The sequence below is a fragment of the Deinococcus psychrotolerans genome, from assembly GCF_003860465.1.
Lineage (GTDB): Bacteria > Deinococcota > Deinococci > Deinococcales > Deinococcaceae > Deinococcus > Deinococcus psychrotolerans.
On record NZ_CP034183.1, the window covers coordinates 1,335,967 to 1,349,586 of the forward strand.

The following is a 13,620-nucleotide window of genomic DNA, read 5'->3' on the forward strand; positions in this document are numbered from 1 at the left end:
ACATGTCTGATATTGAACTTCTGAAAAAGTCACTGCCGCCTTTTGAAATCTTTGACCTGATTCCGCAGTACGCCGCCGCCGGAGCCATCAACCCGGAGAAAATGGATTTGCTGAAATGGGCCGGTGTTTATCCGCAGCGCCCGCAGGAAGACGGCTACCTGATGATGCGCGTCAAAGTGCCCACCGCCGAGCTGAGCAGCGCCGCACTGAGAGTGGTGGCGGGCATTGCCGAGGACTACGGGCGCGGCCTACTGGACGTGACCGACCGCCAAGCCTTCCAATTTCACTGGCTGAGAATTGAAAACATCCCTGCCATTTTGGAGCGCTTGGAGACGGTGGGCCTGCATACACGCGGAGCCTGCGGCGACACCGTGCGGGCCGTGATCGCTTCGCCGCTGGCCGGACTCGACGCCCGCGAGCGCTTAGACGTGCGCCCACTGGCCGCCGCGATGGAAGGCAGCTTGAGCGGCAACAAAGACTTTGAAGACTTACCGCGCAAATTCAAGATCAGCATCACGGCGACGCCGGAACTCGAAGGCATTCACCTGATCAATGACATCGGCTTTCTGGCGCACGAAGTCGGCGGCGAAGTGGGTTTTGACGTGTGGGTGGGCGGCGGCTTGGGCGCGGTGGCGCACCTCGCCAAGCGGCTGGGCGTGTTCATCAGGCCTGAGCAAGTGGTGGAAGTCGGGCGGGCGATTGCAGGAGCCTACCGCGATCACGGCTACCGCCTCAACCGCAAAAAAGCCCGCCTCAAGTACTTGATCAAAGACCTCGGCGTGGAGAAATTCCGCGAAATCGTGGAAACTCAGTATCTGGGTTACGCCCTGCAGGACGGCCCCGCCGCGCCGGTGGCCCGTTTCGGCGGCAGCGACGTGCTGGGCATCAACCCGCAGCGTGACGGCCTGAATTATGTGGTGCTGTCCACGACGGTGGGCCGAATCAACCCCGAAAAAGCGCGGGCGCTGGCCGATTTGGCCGATAAGTACGGCAAAGGGGTCGTGCGAACCACCGCCTTTCAGAACATGATGATTCCGCACGTCAAAACCGGAGATTTGGACGCGTTGACCCACGAACTGCGGGCGCTGGACTTGGCTCCCAAAGCCACCTTGCGCGGCACCACCATCGCCTGCACCGGCACCCAGTTTTGCCGCTTGGCGCTGACCGAAACCAAAGCGCGGGTGGCGGGCCTGATCGACGAGTTGGAAGTCAAGCACAGCGACTTGGACGTGCCGTTCGTGATCAATTTGACGGGCTGCTCGAATGCCTGCACCCGCTATCAGGTGGCCGATCTGGGCTTTATGGGAGCGCAGCGGGCCAGCAAAGAGGGTGAGGAAGGGGCGTTTGACGAGGTGTACAACGTGCATCTGGCCGGAAGCATCGGGCAAGCCGAGCGGGTGGGTGCGAAGCTGAGGGGCGTGGTGCCCGCCGATAGATTGACTGAGTACACCGACAAAGTGCTGAGCGACTTCAAAGCCAACAAAGCCGCCGCCGAGAGCTTCGTAGAATACGCTGACCGCGTGGGACAGGCCAACTTCTTGCCCGACCATGTGCTTGCTACCGAACCCGAACTGGTGCTGGCGTGAGCAGCGACCATCACCAAAGCCAATACACTGGCCGAGTCTTGTGGCTAACCGGACTGTCCGGGGCAGGCAAAAGCACGCTGGCGGGTGCGCTGTATCAGGAACTCGTTTCGGCGGGCGTCAGGGCTGAGCTGCTGGACGGCGACGGCGTGCGCGAGAATTTGAGCAAAGGCTTGGGCTTTAGCAAAGCCGACCGAGACACCAACGTGCGGCGCATCGGCTACGTGGCCGGACTGCTGGCGCGGCACGGCGTCACGGTGCTTGTCAGCGCCATCAGCCCTTACGCCCAAACCCGCCGCGAAGTGCTGAGCCAGCTTCCCAGCGCCTACGAAATCTTCGTGGACGCGCCGCTGGAAACCGTCACCGAGCGCGATGTGAAGGGCCTGTACTTAAAAGCCCTCGCAGGCGAGATTGCCCACTTTACCGGCGTCTCTGATCCTTATGAGGCTCCCACCGCGCCGGACTTGCACCTGCGAACCGATCAGCTCAGCGTAGCCGAATGCTTGGAGCGCCTGCGCCCATTGGCCGGACTGCGCGAGGAAGTGGGAGTGTGACGGCTTTGGAGCGTCATCCTGCTGCTCCCTTCGTCGGCCTGCCGCCGTTCAGTCCTGAAACTGATCCGTTAGAAATCATCGGTTGGGCGCTTGCCACCCACCCCGATCTGGTGATGCCCAGCGCCTTTAACCTCAACGGCGTGGTGCTGATCGACTTGGCGGTGCGGGCCGGCTACGCGGGCGAAGTGGTTTTCGTGGACACCGGCTATCATTTCCCCGAAACGCTAGCGACCCGTGATCGCCTCGCGGCCCGCTATCCCGAACTGCAATTCGTAACGCTGAACGCGGGCGCATACCCTGAGGACGGTCAGACGCCGGACAACTTGTACGCCTGCGACCCAGATGCTTGCTGCGCGGTTCGCAAAGTCGCGCCGCTGCAACAGTATTTACGCGGCAAAGCTCCTTCGGCGCTGCTGAACGCCCGCAGCCGCGATCAGGCCAGCACCCGCGCCGAGATTGCCTTTGTGGAAGATGGAAACGCGAGGCGCAAGATCAACCCGCTGGCCCACTGGACACGCCAGATGCTGGAAGCCTACGCCGCCGAGCATGACTTGCCTGTGAATCCGCTGTACTTTGACGGCTTCCTGAGCGTCGGCTGCTGGACATGCACCCGCGCCGTCCGTGCTGGCGAAGACGCCCGCGCTGGCCGCTGGGCCGGTAAAGGCAAGACAGAATGCGGGCTGTGGGATGGAGCAGGGCAGCTCTGAAACTGGGCCTCTGAAGCTAGGTACTGATGCCTCCCCTTCCCCTGAAAAGCAGCACAGGGAAAATGACCGTAGCGATTTCCTTCCTCACACTCCAATAGTTGACCCTTTCTATCAACTCTTCTAGACTCTCCCCCACCTCCTTCCTTCAATTGTCCTCACTCGGAGACCCTGCAATGACCCTTACTCCACTGACCCAGTTCGCTGCCTCTAACCTGACTTTGCCGACGCCGCTGGGCGGTGAACTCGTCAACCGCGTGGTGCGTTTGGGCGAAGATTTTGAGCTCGGCGCGTTTGAGCATCTGCCGCGCCTGGAGCTGAGCGGGCGCAGCTTTGCCGACCTCGAAATGATCGCCACCGGAGCGTATTCGCCGCTGACCGGCTTTTTGGGCGAGCAAGACTATTTGTCAGTGATTGAACACCTGCGTCTCGCCGACGGCACGCCCTGGAGCATTCCCATCACCTTGCCAGTTCACCGTGACGAAGCTGGCCAATACACCGGGCGGGTGCTGCTGACGCACGCCGGACAGCCGGTGGGCACCTTGCAAGTCAGCGAGCAATTCACGGCGCAAAAGGACTATGAGGCCCGCGAGGTCTACCGCACCACCGACCCAGCCCACCCTGGCGTGGCGGCCCTTTACGCTGCCGGAGACGTGTATCTGGCCGGTGCGGTGACCCTGTTTGAAGTGCCGCGAGGCGACTTCCCACATGCCCACCGCACGCCCGCCGAGGTACGCGAGGTTATCGAGGCACGCGGCTGGCACAGTACGGTGGCTTTCCAGACGCGCAACCCCATTCACCGCGCCCACGAATACTTGCAAAAAGTGGCGCTGGAGCTGGTAGACGGCCTGCTGCTGCACCCGCTGGTCGGCCAGACCAAGGGCGATGACGTACCCGCCGCCACCAGAATGCAGGCCTACGAAGTGCTGCTGGACAAGTATTACCCGGCTCAGCGCACGCTGCTGAGCGTCTACCCCGCCGCCATGCGCTACGCCGGGCCGCGTGAAGCGGTGTTGCACGCGCTGTCTCGGCGCAATTACGGAGCCACCCATTTTATCGTGGGACGCGACCACGCCGGGGTCGGCAGCTACTACGGCACCTACGACGCGCAGGAGATTTTCGGGGCGTACACGCCGCAGGAACTCGGCATCCAGATTCTCAAATTTGAACACACCTTTTATTGCCAGACCTGCGGCCAACTGGTCAGCCCGCGCACCTGCCCGCACGACAGCTCTCATCATTTGATCCTGAGTGGCACCAAGGTGCGTGAGAAGCTGCGGGCCGGCGAAAACTTGCCGCCGGAATTTAGCCGCCGAGAAGTCGCTGAAGTGCTGCGGGCGGCGTATCAGCAGCAAAGTTAAAGCGCTGCTCAGATCGGCGTGAAATCTTGTACACACTCTTCAAGCCCGCATCCATTGCCTTAGCTGTTTGTCCATCAAGCTCACACCAACAGCCGCTCGACTTTTAGTCTGCTGAGATACTGCAGACCGCTGCGGCGTAAAGCTCAAGTGCTGAGGTTGCTCTGGTTTCCGGCTGACCCTTTTGCCCACCGCCTTCTCATCACATCCACTTCCTCCGGAGGGTCAACATGACACACCGCACCCGCAAGTCCTTGGCCGTGCTGCTCCTCTCGTCACTGCTCTGGACATCGCTGAGCAGCAGCTCGGCCCAGACGGCCACCACCGTTCGCATCGGCTTTTTTCCCAACCTGACCCACGCTCCGGCGCTGGTGGCACTGGACAAGGGGTATTACGCCGCCCAAATGAAAGGCGTCAAGATTGAAACCAAAGATTTCGTTTCCGGCACTACGCTCAGCGAAGCCTTTGCGGCGGGAGCGCTGGATATCGGCTTAATCGGCCCGGGGCCAGCCATCAACGCGGCGGCCAAGGGAATGCCGATTCAGATCATTGCGGGCGTTGCCGAAGCGGGCGCGGTCATGATCGCCCGCAAAGGCTCAGGGATTGGCACTTACAAAGACTTGGCCGGTAAAAAAGTGGCGGTGCCGAGCTTGGGCAATACGCAGGACATCAGCTTGCGGGCCATTCTGGCTGACGCGGGCCTCAAGCCCCAGAGCGACGGCGGCAGCGTGACAATTGTGCCGCTCGCCCCCGCTGACGTGGCCGCCGCTTTCCTGAGCAAGCAAGTTGACGCCGCACTGGTGCCCGAACCCTGGGCCGCACTGCTCGAAGCTCAGAGCAATAAAGCGGTTGGCGACGAAAAAACTGTCTGGCGCGGCGGCAAATACCCTTCGGCGGTGGTGATCGTCAACATCAAATTTGCCCAGGCCAATCCCGAACTGGTCAAAAGTTTTCTGAAGGCTCACCTTCAGGCCATCGCATTGCTCAACAAATCGCCCGCCGCCGCGCAAACCTCAGTGAGCAGCGCTCTGTTCAAGCTGACCAATCAGAAGCTCGATCCCCGTGTTTTGCAGCGTGCCCTCAAACGCACCACCTTCACTGCCGACGTGGATATTGAAGCGATCAAAGAGTACGCACAGCTCAATATCAATGCTGGCTACAGCCGCAAATCACCTGACTTCGACAGTCTGGTTGACCTCAGCTTGCTGCGCTCCCTGACCGCGCCTCAAAGCCAAGTGCCCATCCAGAAGTCGCCCGCGCCGCTCATCCTGGGAAGAAAATGACCACTGCGCCGCTCAGCGCGGTGCGGCGTCCGCGCAGCATGACGTTTGTTTGGCAAATCGCGGGACTCATCATCATCATCAGCCTCTGGTGGCTGGTCACCGATGTACTGAAAATCTGGCCGCCTTACGTGTTTCCCAGCCCCAAAGACGTGTGGGAGGAGTTTTCTTATGGGCTATGGGGCACTGGCCCGCAAGACGGCAAGCTGCTGTCCTCGGTGGGCAGTTCGCTGCGTCGGGTGGCGCTGGGTTACGTCATCGCGGTGGGACTTGGCGGAGTGGTGGGCTTATTGATGTCGCTGTGGCGACCGCTGCGCGAAACGCTTGGCGCGTATTTGCAGGGCCTCCAGAGCGTCCCCAGCATCGCTTTCGTGCCGTTTGCCATTTTGTTTCTGGGCCTCAACGAGCGGGCCGTGATGTTCGTGGTCATTATCGAGGGCTTTATTCCGGTGGCGCTGGCGGTCTCAGGCGCGGTACTGAACGTGCCTCCGGCCTGGCGCACGGCGGGCCGCACGCTGGGCGCAAACAACTTCGGCCTAGTCACGCGGGTGCTGCTGCCTGCCGCGCTGCCCAACATCGTCACCGGCCTCAGAACCGCCTGGAGCTTTGCTTGGCGGGCACTCATCGGCGCGGAGCTGCTGACCGCCAATCCAGGCCTCGGCAGACTGCTGGAAGTCGGGCGCAACACCTCCAATATGGCGCTGGTGATCGCCACCATTATCATTGTGGGGGTTATCGGCGCACTGTTTGATCTGCTGATCCGCACCCTGGAAAGCCGCATTCGCCGCGATTACGGCTTGGAGGCGGGCGCATGACCGTTAAAGAAAGGCCCCTGCTGCGCCGCGCTGAGGCCGCTAGACTGAGTGATGTGAGTAACGACTTTGCCGCCACTAACCCACCGAGTGGAGCTACCCTAGAACTCTCGGACGTGGCTTACCACTACGCCGGCAAACGTGGGCAGCGAACCGCCGGATTGGGGCCAATCAATCTGATGGTGGGGGCGGGCGAATTTTTGACCATCGTGGGGCCGTCAGGCAGCGGCAAAAGCACTTTGCTCAGCGTTCTGGCTGGTTTTTTGAAGCCGCAGCAGGGCCAAGTCCGTTTGGCTGGACAGGTCGTCAGCGGCCCCGACCCCGCGCTGACACTGGTTCAGCAAGAACACGCTCTCTTTCCCTGGTTGACCGTCGCCGGAAATGTCGCCTTCGGCCTTAAATCCCAGCGTGTACCCGGCGACGAGCAGCGCCGCAGGGTGGCGGCAGCACTGGCTCAAGTCGGCCTCCCCGAGTACGGCGAGCGCCGGATTCACGAGCTGTCGGGTGGGCAGCGACAACGGGTCGCCATTGCCCGCGCCTTGGCGACGCGTCCGGGCCTGCTGCTGCTCGACGAACCGTTCAGCGCCCTCGACGAGCGCACCCGCACCGACCTGAGCGAGCAACTGCGCGGCATCTGGCAAGAGCAGCACATCACGGTGGTGTTCGTGACCCACAACCTGGAAGAAGCGTTGAAACTCGGTGAGCGAGTGGTGGCTCTGCGCGACGGCATGGTGGTACTCGACGCGCCGACGCAGGAACTGAGCGTAGAAAAGCTGCGGGCTGTGATGGAAGAAGGCTAGGGACGAAATCCATTTGCCCGCATCAGCAAAACAGCCGCCGCCTTTTCATTCAGGCGGCGGCTGGCTTTTTGGATTTTGGTTTAGGGCAAGTTGAGCGGCACGCTGAATGTCACTTTGCGGTTATCACCTGAGCTGCCGATGGTGTTGGCCCCCGCTGGCGTGCTGCCCGCGTCCGGTACGATGTCGCCCGCGCCGTAGCCGTCGCCGCCGAAAATGCCGCCGTACAAGTTGACGCCGCCCGCCGGCTTGCCGCTGAGGCCCAGCGCCGACCAAGGAATCGCCACTTCCACGGTTTGGTCAGGCAGAGTGCCGCTGGTCGCCACCGCATAGTTGTTGGCGTTGAGCACGCTGGTGGCGCTGTCGCTGATCACTTGGCGCAGTTCGGGCGCTTCATTGTTATAACGGGCGAGGAAGAAATCGGGTTGAGCGGCGCTGAAACTGGCGGCCTGCTTCCAAGCGTCAAAACCATCGGCTTTGGTCGCGCCGCCAGGTTTGGTGTCCAGATACAAAATGGCTTTGTTGCCGTCCACTTTGTAGGTGTAGGCCAAATACAAGTAGGTGGCGTCCGAGTCGGCCAGCAGGGTCAGCCAGTTGTTGTTGTCGCCGAACACGCCCGCGCTGGGGCTACTCAGCTTGAGAGGAGCCGCCGACCAGTCGCTCAGGTCGCCGTCAATCTTGTACTTGAGGCCGCTGGGCGGGGTGATGACCGGTGGAGCGCTCAGTTCAACCGTCAGGTCTTTGGCCGGAGCCACCGCGTCTTTGGTGACTGGCGGCAAGTCGGCGCTGCTGGCGCTCAGTTTTTGCGCTCCCGCTGCGGTCAGCACCGTGAAGCTGCCGTCAGGGAAGCTGAAGCCGTAGTTGAGATTGGCGTCCGCGCCGTTGCCGCTGGCCGTCAGCAGTGCGCCGGAGAGCGGTTTGCCGCCGCCCGTAACCTTCCCTTCCAAGCTGGACGTCGGCACCGGCACGCTGATGAAGTCAAAGGTGCCGCTGTAACTGGTGCTGAGGCCAGTATTCAGCTTGCGGTTGTCTTGATTCGGGCCTTCATAGCCGCTGTTTTTGGCGTAGGCGGCGTTGTTGCCAAACTTGAAGGTGATGTCGCGGTAAAGCGGCAAGGCGATGGTGGTCTTCCAGACGCCGCGCCCAGTTTGGGTCATCGGGTAGGCGACCTGGCTGCCGGTGTCGAAGCGGCGCAGCTCGATGGGGCCGTTGCCCTGCGTGCGGGCGTCCACCGTGAAGGTGACATCGGTGGTGGCCGAGGTGCTGGGCGTGGCCGAGGCGCTGACCCCGGTGCTTTCCTTGCCCTGGCTGTCCACCGTGACGACGCGGAAACTATAAGCGGTGCCGTTGCCCACCCCGCTGGCCACGTAGCTGCCCTGATAAGCGGCAATCGGCGCGAAGTTGAGCTGGCTTTCCTTGCCGCCTGCGGGCGTGGCGTAGACGCGGTAGCCGCTGACCGCGCTGTCGGTGCTGGGTGTCCAGGTCAGGCCCACCGCGCCGTCTCCGGCTTTGGCGCTGAGGCTAGACACTTCGGGCAAGGCCGGATTGATGACCACGCTGCCGGTATTCCCGCCCGCTTTGCCGCTGAGCATCAGGGCGCTGCGGGCCGGAACACTGCCGATCAGCCGCCCATTCAAGACGCTCAGCGTGCTGGTCTGTCCGGTGATTTCATTAAGGGAGCCGGAAAAGGTGCCGAGCAGGGCAATGCCGCCGCCGAGGGTACTCAAATCAACCGCTGCGTTGCTGTTGTTCAGCACCACCACCACCGGATCGCTGCCGCTGACGACCCGCCGAAAAGCGTAGACGCTGCCGGAGCGGTACAACTCCTGCTGAGCCCCGCGCCGCAGCGCCGGATAGTCTTTGCGGGCTTTGGCCAGCGCCGCCAATCGGCTTTGCAGTACCGGAGTCCCCGAAAACACCATGTCTTCGCGGTTGCCCTCGCCGAGCGGGTAATTGTAGGGATCGCCTTTACCGGGCGCGGCGTTTTCGGTGCCCTGATAGATGCTGGGGGTGCCGCGCACCGTGTAGATCAAGCTGAGTGCCAGATTGAGGCGCTGCTGGGCTTCGTCCGCCGAGCCGCCCTTGTTGGTGACTTGGGTGATAAAGCGGGTCACGTCGTGGTTGTCTACGAAAGTGGTCAGGCGCGAGGCGTCAGGATAAGCGCCGTCTTTGGCAAACACGTCCCCGATGGCCGCGAGGTTGCCGCCCGCACTGCTGAGCTGATCGGTGACAGCGTAGTAAAGCGGGAAATCAAAGACGCTGGGCGAGCCGAGCTTCATGTAGTTGGCCAGGAAACTCGGCTCGCCGTTGAAGACTTCACCCACCGACCAGATCTTGCTGGCATCTCCCGCGCCGCCTGCCGCAAAAAACTGCTGCCAATAGCTGTCGGGCACGTGCTGCATGGTGTCGATCCGGAAGCCGTCAATAGCGGTGTTGCTGCGCCAGTACTTGACGAAATCGTTGAGGAAGGTCGTGACGGCGGGAATATCCTGCTTGAAATCCGGCAAACCGGCCAGCGGGCAATCGGTGCGCGTGTTGACCGCCACTTTGCACTCGGCGTCCGTGTGAAACCATTCGGGATGCTGGGTGGTCAGCGTGGCCCCGTATCCGGCATGGTTGACCACGATGTCTTGAATGACTTTCAGGCCACTGGCGTGCGCCGCCGAAATCAGGGTCTTGAACTCGGCCAGCGAACCGAAGTGCGGGTCTACAGCTTTGAAATCCTCGGCCCAGTAACCGTGATAGCCCGCAAACAATTTGCCTTTGTTGGGGCCGTCGTTGACCGGGATGGCTGGAACTTGCAGCACCACCGGACTGACCCACAAGGTCGTGACGCCCAGCGCCTTGAAGTAGCCCGAGTTGATCTTGTCGGTCAAGCCCTTAAAATCGCCGCCGTGCCAACCCAGCGGATTGGTTTTGTCGGCCACGTCGCCCGCATTCCGGTTGGAGCCGTTGTCGTTGCTGGTATCTCCATTGCTGAAACGGTCGGTCAGCGCAAAGTAGATCACTTCGTCTTGCCACTGCTGAGCGCCGCTGGGCGGCGGGGGCGCGGGGTTGCAAGCCGCCAGCGTGAGTGACAGGAGAGCCAACGCCCCCAGACGCTTACCGAGCATTGAGATTGTCATACGCCACTCATTTGAAGCCAGGATCAGCGAACTTGTCAAGCTCGTTTTGACTTGTTTTGACCTGTTTGGGGTTCGCGGCTACTTTTGGCTCACCCCTGTTTGGCTCACACCGCCCGCTCACCGTGTACTTTGGCGTACACCGCCCGAATCCGCGTTTCCAAGCTGCCGGACGAGCCGCGCAAATCGAGCAGTTTGGCCACCACATCGGCCTCCAAGCCCGCGTGACCGCAGGCCCGCCACAGCGCGTAGTGCATGATGCTGGTGCCGGGGCGAGCGCCGCCCACCGGAGTCCAAACGCCTTGCAATTCGGGATTGAGCGCGGCGGCAAACTGCACCACTTCGCCTTTCAAGCGGTGCAGCTCCTTGTGAAGCTGTCCTACCGAGCGCACCCCCACATAATCGAGAATGCTGGATAAGCGCTGCGGACGCTCGGGGTCGATCCAGTCTTCCAGCAGCGGCACATTGAGGGCGCGGGCCACCTCCAGATCGAGGCCATGAATAAAGGAGTCGTGCATCAGGTAAGCCATACTCTGCGCGTCAATAAATACGCCGTCGGGGGCCTGCTCGATGCGCTCGGGCAAGGTCGCCACGTAGTCCTGCGAGAGGCGGTGAATCGTCATGAATTCTTCGTCAGCGACTTCGAGCAGGCCCGCCAAACGGTAAAAGCGCCGCTGCACTTCTCTGGGCACGGCGGCGCGGCTCTTGTAGCCCAGATCATGCTCGATTTCGGCCCAAGCGTGCTGCAAGATGCTGCGAATCTGCACCTCGAAGCGCGGCGAGTATCCGCCCACGTACTTGCGGCTTTCAAAACGCATCACGTAATGCACGCCCATATAGCCGAAGCGGTCAGGATCGTGGAATTTGCTTTTGTCCACGCTGTTGTCCCAGTCGATGTCAAAGACCGCTTCCAAGGCGCGTGACACTGCCGCCACATCCTGCTCAAAGTAAGTGATGATCCGCACGCCCACCAGGTCGGTGATGTCGGAGAGCTGGGCGTATCTGCCGGGTTTGCGCCGCATTTTTTCCGCGAGGCTGCCGGGCGTCTTGATGCGCGAGGTGAGGTGGTGAATCTTGATGCCCGCGCCCTCGATCAGGCCCTCGATCAGGCGCATAGCGTCTTCGCGCAGCGCGAGGTAATCGCCGTGCTTGGCGCGGTAAGCGGCCACCAACTCAGCTGAGGGAGGCGAAAGGGTCACGTGGGTATGCTAGTGCAAGGTACGCGGGCCGGATGGACACGCCCTACATGTCCGCTACCCGCCCAGACGTAACCCCTGACCACACAATGGGGGCCCCTTCATAGCCGAAGAGACTCGTAGCAGCAACGGTAAGCGTGCTCTGTCTCTTCATTTGCCTTCCCTTTTTTAGACGAGACTAAATTAAAATCTATACGCACCTAAATAAGAAACCAAACATTTACATGAACTTTAGGCAAAGGTGGGTACGTTCATACTTCCACATCCAATCGGCTAAGCTCGGCATACAACACAGTGTCGGACATCCCTTCGGGTTTCTTGGCGAGTCGGCAAATGCCCCCCGTCCTTTGTGTTTGTTATGAGGAGTTCCTATGAGTGAAGATCGTAAATTGCCCAACCGCCGTCAATTCCTCTCCGCCGCTGGTCTGATGGGAGCCGGAGCCGTTTTGGCCTCATGTGCGCCCGCTATGGCCGCCGTGACCAAGACCGACCTTGACGTCGAGATCTTGAACTTTGCCCTGAACTTGGAGTACTTGGAAGGCGCTTTCTACTTGGCTGCTGTAGGCCGCTTGAACGAGCTCGAAGCCTTAGAGCCCGGCAACACCAACGCCATCAAACTGCCTGACGGCAGCATCCCAGCAGGTGGCAGCGCCGCGCAACCGGCCTACACCAAAGCCCGTGACGGCGTGGGCATGACCTTCTCTAGCCCTGCAGTCAAGGCTTACGCCACCGAAATCGCCAACGACGAGCTGGCTCACGTCAAGTTCTTGCGCAATGCACTCGGCGCAAGCGCTGCTCCCCGGCCTGTCCTTGATATTGGACCAGCCTTCGGCGTCGCTGCCGCGCTAGCTGCCAGTGCGCCCGCCGCCAGCGCCTTCAGCCCCTACACCACTGAGCCCAGCGCCGATTTGTACTTCCTGCACGGCTCGTTCATCTTTGAAGATGTGGGCGTTACGGCCTACAAGGGCGCAGCCCGCTTCATCGTCAACGATAAACCAGACGGTTACTTGGAAAAAGCCGCTGGCATTCTGGCTGTTGAGGCTTATCACGCGGCTGAAATCCGCACGCTGCTTTACGCCAACAAAGACGCTCAGACGGGCTTCGGCGTAGACGTGAAGACACTGATCGGGCTCATCAGTGCGCTGCGCGGCTCGCTTGGCGGAGGCAAAGACCAGGGCATTGTCAACGCCAACGGCAGCGCCAATATCGTTCCGACTGACAGTGACTCCATCGCGTTCAGCCGTACCCCCCGTCAAGTTGGCAACATTGTGTTTGGTGCCAAAGACGCTGCCAAGGGCTTGTTCTTCCCCAACGGGCTGAGCAACTTCCCCAACGGCAACTCCTACGCCAAAATTCTGGCCCTCTAAACCTTCCCAACTCAAAGCGGCCCCCTACAAGGAGGGCCGCTTTTTTGTGGTTATCTATTTAAGCGAATTATATTATTTATTCTCAACATGCAAGGAGATGACTCAAAACTGCTCGTGTCTTTCCCGCATACCCGTACTTGTCACAATGCAAAAACTACCGTTGAAATGCCGCGTAACAGACAATACTCGTTTCTTTTTCCAAGGGCTTGGTTCCTATAAAGTAAACCAATTTAGGCGACCAAGAAAATGAAAACAGCCCAGCGTACACGAGGTCACTGGTTTCGGTAAACTTCTGAATAGCATTGATCGCTTCGTCGTTGCCCCCGTAAGAGCCTTTGGGCGTAAGTAAGCCGTCGATACCGCCCATAATACGCTGAAGTGCGTAATCGGAGGGCATATCACTGACTTTCGCAGTGACTTTGACCAGCTTCCATTTACGCTCGGCAGCCATACCCGAAAGTTTCCAAGAAGCGCAAGCATCAGCCGAAGTGGGCTTGGCAAAAAGCAAACCGTCCAAGTTGTTGATGCGGGCATCGAAGGAAGCGCCCGCAGGCACCTTGTCGTTGATTTTGCTCGAACCGCTTCCCAGCATGAAAGCAGAGACCAGAAAAATTGTGAGCGCGATATGTTTCATGCTGTCAAAGTAACACATAAGGCTGAGATGAAACGAACGTCACCGCTTGGCTTCACCGTGTCGGAGGGCCTCTGCTGTGGCGAAAGTGGTTTCTGTGATTGCTGCGCCGCTTGCTCAAATTGTCTGCCCTCCCCCGCCCTGCCGCCAGCCATTCACGCTAAACTGCTGAGCGGCACCCGCAAGTGCTGAACTTTTTTTTCCCATCCAGAAGCG

11 protein-coding genes are annotated in these 13,620 nt (G+C 60.6%); 8 read left to right on the forward strand and 3 right to left on the reverse strand.

The window, feature by feature from the left end:
* Positions 1–2 precede the first annotated feature (2 nt).
* The 7 genes from EHF33_RS06555 to EHF33_RS06585 all read left to right on the forward strand — a co-directional run bounded on the left by EHF33_RS06555 (position 3) and on the right by EHF33_RS06585 (position 7,091).
* A complete protein-coding gene (locus EHF33_RS06555) occupies positions 3–1,586 on the forward strand; it encodes a nitrite/sulfite reductase (protein ID WP_124869074.1) in 1,584 nt (527 codons plus the stop codon).
* Complete coding sequence (gene cysC, locus EHF33_RS06560) at positions 1,583–2,137, forward strand: adenylyl-sulfate kinase (protein ID WP_124869077.1); 555 nt, start codon at positions 1,583–1,585, stop codon at positions 2,135–2,137. Before EHF33_RS06555 ends, cysC begins: the two co-directional genes overlap by 4 nt.
* The gene (locus EHF33_RS06565; protein ID WP_241191297.1) at positions 2,134–2,844 is read left to right on the forward strand and encodes a phosphoadenylyl-sulfate reductase; all 711 of its coding nucleotides are present in this window, start codon (positions 2,134–2,136) and stop codon (positions 2,842–2,844) included. Before cysC ends, EHF33_RS06565 begins: the two co-directional genes overlap by 4 nt.
* A 173-nt stretch (positions 2,845–3,017) precedes the next feature.
* A complete protein-coding gene (gene sat / locus EHF33_RS06570; RefSeq protein WP_164473429.1) occupies positions 3,018–4,202 on the forward strand; it encodes a sulfate adenylyltransferase in 1,185 nt (394 codons plus the stop codon).
* 227 nt (positions 4,203–4,429) lie between these two features.
* A complete protein-coding gene (locus EHF33_RS06575; protein ID WP_124869083.1) occupies positions 4,430–5,482 on the forward strand; it encodes an ABC transporter substrate-binding protein in 1,053 nt (350 codons plus the stop codon).
* Positions 5,479–6,294 carry an ABC transporter permease gene (locus tag EHF33_RS06580; RefSeq protein WP_124869086.1) on the forward strand — a complete coding sequence of 272 codons (816 nt, stop codon included), beginning with the start codon at positions 5,479–5,481 and terminating at the stop codon, positions 6,292–6,294. Before EHF33_RS06575 ends, EHF33_RS06580 begins: the two co-directional genes overlap by 4 nt.
* Complete coding sequence (locus EHF33_RS06585; protein WP_124869089.1) at positions 6,291–7,091, forward strand: ABC transporter ATP-binding protein; 801 nt, start codon at positions 6,291–6,293, stop codon at positions 7,089–7,091. The genes EHF33_RS06580 and EHF33_RS06585 overlap by 4 nt, the downstream gene beginning before the upstream one ends.
* An 80-nt stretch (positions 7,092–7,171) precedes the next feature.
* On the opposite strand, the gene EHF33_RS06590 is transcribed toward EHF33_RS06585, so the two are convergent.
* Together EHF33_RS06590 and EHF33_RS06595 are read right to left on the reverse strand one after the other, a co-directional pair.
* On the reverse strand, positions 7,172–10,213 hold the full coding sequence (locus EHF33_RS06590) for an alpha-amylase family glycosyl hydrolase (protein ID WP_124869092.1): 3,042 nt from the start codon (positions 10,211–10,213) through the stop codon (positions 7,172–7,174).
* A 104-nt stretch (positions 10,214–10,317) separates the two neighbouring features.
* Positions 10,318–11,409, reverse strand: a complete 1,092-nt coding sequence (locus EHF33_RS06595; protein WP_241191298.1) for a GTP pyrophosphokinase — start codon at positions 11,407–11,409, stop codon at positions 10,318–10,320.
* Positions 11,410–11,777: 368 nt separating this feature from the next.
* Between EHF33_RS06595 and EHF33_RS06600 the strand changes: the two genes are divergently transcribed.
* Positions 11,778–12,773: a ferritin-like domain-containing protein gene (locus EHF33_RS06600; protein ID WP_124869095.1), complete on the forward strand. Its 996-nt coding sequence runs from the start codon at positions 11,778–11,780 to the stop codon at positions 12,771–12,773.
* Positions 12,774–12,927: 154 nt separating this feature from the next.
* On the opposite strand, the gene EHF33_RS06605 is transcribed toward EHF33_RS06600, so the two are convergent.
* Positions 12,928–13,407 carry a hypothetical protein gene (locus tag EHF33_RS06605; RefSeq protein WP_124869098.1) on the reverse strand — a complete coding sequence of 160 codons (480 nt, stop codon included), beginning with the start codon at positions 13,405–13,407 and terminating at the stop codon, positions 12,928–12,930.
* Positions 13,408–13,620: the final 213 nt, after the last annotated feature.

Excerpts from the sequence above, each read along its gene's own strand:
- EHF33_RS06585 (WP_124869089.1), top strand. The coding sequence starts at position 6,291 with ATGACCGTTAAAGAAAGGCCCCTGCTGCGCCGCGCTGAGGCCGCTAGA.
- EHF33_RS06575 (WP_124869083.1), top strand. The coding sequence starts at position 4,430 with ATGACACACCGCACCCGCAAGTCCTTGGCCGTGCTGCTCCTCTCGTCA.
- EHF33_RS06580 (WP_124869086.1), top strand. The coding sequence starts at position 5,479 with ATGACCACTGCGCCGCTCAGCGCGGTGCGGCGTCCGCGCAGCATGACG.
- EHF33_RS06600 (WP_124869095.1), top strand. The coding sequence starts at position 11,778 with ATGAGTGAAGATCGTAAATTGCCCAACCGCCGTCAATTCCTCTCCGCC.
- EHF33_RS06605 (WP_124869098.1), bottom strand. The coding sequence starts at position 13,407 with ATGAAACATATCGCGCTCACAATTTTTCTGGTCTCTGCTTTCATGCTG.
- EHF33_RS06590 (WP_124869092.1), bottom strand. The coding sequence starts at position 10,213 with ATGACAATCTCAATGCTCGGTAAGCGTCTGGGGGCGTTGGCTCTCCTG.
- sat (WP_164473429.1), top strand. The coding sequence starts at position 3,018 with ATGACCCTTACTCCACTGACCCAGTTCGCTGCCTCTAACCTGACTTTG.
- EHF33_RS06555 (WP_124869074.1), top strand. The coding sequence starts at position 3 with ATGTCTGATATTGAACTTCTGAAAAAGTCACTGCCGCCTTTTGAAATC.